The sequence below is a fragment of the Mesorhizobium sp. M7A.T.Ca.US.000.02.2.1 genome (assembly GCF_003996995.1).
GTDB lineage: Bacteria > Pseudomonadota > Alphaproteobacteria > Rhizobiales > Rhizobiaceae > Mesorhizobium.
Genome location: NZ_RZTT01000541.1, coordinates 1 through 3384, shown reverse-complemented (window position 1 = coordinate 3384; position 3384 = coordinate 1). Strand labels below are relative to the sequence as shown.

The window sequence follows — 3384 nt, the reverse complement described above, 5'->3', positions numbered from 1 at the left end:
TTTCTGGGGCGCGCCGTCGCCGAAGTCAACGCCGCGCCCTGCCATCGAATTGCCGAACCTCGCCGTCGCCACCCGAAAGGATGCGCTGCGGATTGCGGCTGAGATCGGTCACCGCCTCTTCGATGCGGCTGATCGAACGGCGGCTGTCCTGCACCAAAGCCTCGACATTCGAAAGCCCCTGTCCCGAGAAGCGCGCCAGATTGTCGGTGATGACGCCAAGGCGCGAATTCAGCGTGTCGGCCACCTGCTTGAACGACTTCAGCGTGTTCCTGGCATCGGCCATCAAGCCGTCGGCCTGCCCCGACCCGAGCAAGGTATCGACCTTGGCAAGAATGCCATCGACGCGCACCGAGGCATCGTTGAGCCGTTGCGCGAGCTGCTTTGCGTCCTTGATCGTCTGGTCGATGTCGTCGGCCCGGTTGGCGAACTTGTGGGTCACCTCAGCGATATCGGCGGCGGCCTTGTCGGCGCTCTCGCTGGCCTTTTGGATGTTGGCGAGCGCCGAGCGCACTTGTGCGGGATCGATACCGTCGATCACGTTGTCGACCTTGGCCAGCGTGCCTTGCGTCCGTTTGGCGAAATCGTTGACCGATCCCACGGCCGTATCGACGTTCTTGATCACGCCGTCGAGCTGCTTCGACGTCTCCTTGAGGTTACCGGTTACCGCGTCGACATTGGCGACGATGCTCTTGATCTTGTCCTTGTCGACGGCGTTGAGAAGGCCTTCGGCTGCTTTCAGCGTGCCGTCGAGTTTGCCGGAAACGCCTTTAAGCTCATCCGCCAGCGTGCTGGCGGCGGACAGGAACTTGTCGATGCCATCCGAATTCTTGGCCAGCGCATCGGAGAAGGTCTGAACATTCTGGACGGTCTGCGTCAGCGGCCCGCGAACGTCCTTGGTGAAGCCTTCGAGCTCGGTCAGCACCTTGTCGGCGCGGGTGAAGATATTCTGCGCCGTCTGCAAGAGGTTGGTCACCGCCGACGGGTTGGCGACGATCTCGGCGACCTTGCCTTCCTTTTCCGCCTGGTCGAGGAGTTTCACTTCCTTGGGGTCGGCGCCCTTGAGCTCGATGTTGGCCTGCCCGGTCAGGCCGGCAAGCCCGATATCGGCTTGCGTCGATTTGGTGATCGGCGTCATGCGGTCGATCTCGGTATCGGCGATGGCAACCGTCGGATTGTCGACGTCGATATAGACGCGCTTGACGTCGCCGACCTTGACGCCGTTGAACAGCACGAAACTGCCGCGGCCAAGCCCGGACGCAGAGCCCGGAATGCGCACGCGCAGCAACGTCGTCTCGCCCTTGTCGCCGATGGCCGCCGTCCAGTAGACGAAGGCAAACGCCGCCAGGATCGCAGCCAGCGTGAAGATGCCGACAATGACGTAGTTGGCTCTAGTTTCCATTGTCCCACTTATGGCTATGCGCGCGCCGCAAGATCAAGTTGCCGGGCGCGTTTTCCGCGGAAATAGGACTTTACCCACGGTTCCTCGCTCTTCAGCATGTCGTCGATGGTGCCTTCGACCAGCACTTTCTTCTTGCCGAGCACGGCCACCCGGTCGCAAGCGGTGAACAGCGTGTCGAGATCGTGCGTCACCATGTAGACGGTCAGATCCATCGTATCGCGCAGCTTGACCACCAGCTCGTCGAACTCCGCCGCGCTGATCGGATCGAGGCCCGATGTCGGCTCGTCGAGGAAGACGATGTCGGGATCGAGCGCGAGCGCCCGAGCCAGCGCGGCGCGCTTGATCATGCCGCCGGACAGTTCGGACGGGAATTTCTGCGCTGCATCGGGCGGCAGCCCGACCAGCTCGATCTTGAGCATCGCCAGTTCGTCCATCAGCTTTCGCGGCAGGTCGAGATATTCGCGCATCGGCACCTGGACGTTTTCCAGCACTGTCAGCGCCGAGAACAACGCGCCGTGCTGGAACAGCACGCCAAGCCGCATGTCGATGCGCAGACGCTCGGCATCATCAGCTTTCTCGATATCGACGCCGAACAGCTTGATCCTACCCGACTGCTTGCGCGTCAGGCCGAGAATGGTGCGCAGCAGAACGGATTTACCCGCACCCGAGGCGCCGACAAATCCAAGGATTTCGCCGCGCCTTATGTCGAGCGACAGTTTGTCGAGGATAAGCTTGTCGGCAAAGGAAACACTGATGTCGTGCGCGGAAAGCACGATGTCGCCCTCGCCCGCGTCATCAGCCAATGCGCCTGCCCTTTTCCTGTTTCGCAGCTTCATCTCAGAACTCGATCGCTGCGTAGAACATGGCGAAAAGTCCGTCGAGGATGATGACGACGAAGATCGACTTCACAACCGAAGCGGTAACATGCTGGCCGAGCGATTCGGCGCTGCCGCCGACCTTCATGCCTTCGACCGAGGCAATCGTGCCGATGATCATGGCCATGAACGGCGCCTTGATCAGGCCGGCAAAGATGGTGCTGAGATCGATGGCGACGCGCAACCGGTCGATGAAGGCGGCGGGCGGGATGTCGGAATAGAGCCACGCAGCCAGGATGCCGCCGCCGAGTGCGGCGAAATTGGCGATGATGGTCAGGCACGGCAAGGCGATGACCAGCGCCACGAGCCGCGGAAAGACCAGGACGCCGATCGGGTTGAGCCCGATGACCTTCAGCGCGTCGACCTCCTCGCGCATCTTCATCGAGCCGATCTCGGCGGTGATCGCGCTGCCGGAGCGGCCGGCGATCATGATTGCCGTCATCAGCACGCCAAGTTCGCGCAGGATCAGCACGCCGACCAGGTCTACGACGAAGATATCGGCGCCGAAATAGCTGAGCTGATAGGCGCCTTGCTGGGCAACGATGGCGCCGACGATCGCCGACATCAGCACCACCACCGGAATGGCGCCGACGCCCATGCGGTCGATCTGGTTGAAAATCGCCGCCGGGTTGACGGCATGGCCACGGCCGAGCTTCATCTGCGCGCCACGGATGGTGGCGCCGAGGATGTTCATCGAGGCGAGAAAATCGTCGCGCATCTCGTAGACGCGGCGGCCGACCGCCTCAAGCGCGCGAATGACGATGTTGGGCGGCCGCGCCGGGCCGGATTCGGGTTCGCGCCGCACGGCCTCGCCGACAGCTTCGAGCAGGATCGAAGCGATCTCGCTCTGGCCTTGCATCTGGATCTCGACGCCCTTCTTCTCGAAGGCGCTGACCAGCCGGTCGATCAGCCAGGCGCCGGCGGTGTCCATCTTCTCGATCTTGGAAACATCGAGCGCCAAGGTTTTGAAGCCGCTTCGCTTTTCGATCTTGCGCATGTCGGCGTCGATGAGCGCGACGGTCCTTGTGGTCCAGATTCCGGAGAAAGCGCAGCCAAGAACGCCATCCTCCTCGCCGATCGCCACGCGCGGTTCGTGGTCAGCCTCCCCTG

The 3384-nt window shown here is 62.4% G+C and carries 3 protein-coding genes; all 3 read right to left on the bottom strand.

Going from position 1 to position 3384, the window contains the following annotated elements:
• Positions 1 to 25: 25 nt before the first annotated feature.
• Positions 26 to 1399 carry an MlaD family protein gene (locus EOD15_RS31130; protein WP_127322690.1) on the bottom strand — a complete coding sequence of 458 codons (1374 nt, stop codon included), beginning with the start codon at positions 1397 to 1399 and terminating at the stop codon, positions 26 to 28.
• A 14-nt stretch (positions 1400 to 1413) separates the two neighbouring features.
• Positions 1414 to 2235 (bottom strand): ABC transporter ATP-binding protein, encoded by an 822-nt coding sequence (locus EOD15_RS31125; RefSeq protein ID WP_127322577.1) that lies wholly within the window; start codon positions 2233 to 2235, stop codon positions 1414 to 1416.
• Position 2236: 1 nt separating this feature from the next.
• On the bottom strand, positions 2237 to 3384 hold a 1148-nt coding region (locus tag EOD15_RS31120; RefSeq protein ID WP_245463818.1), incomplete at its 5' end, for an ABC transporter permease.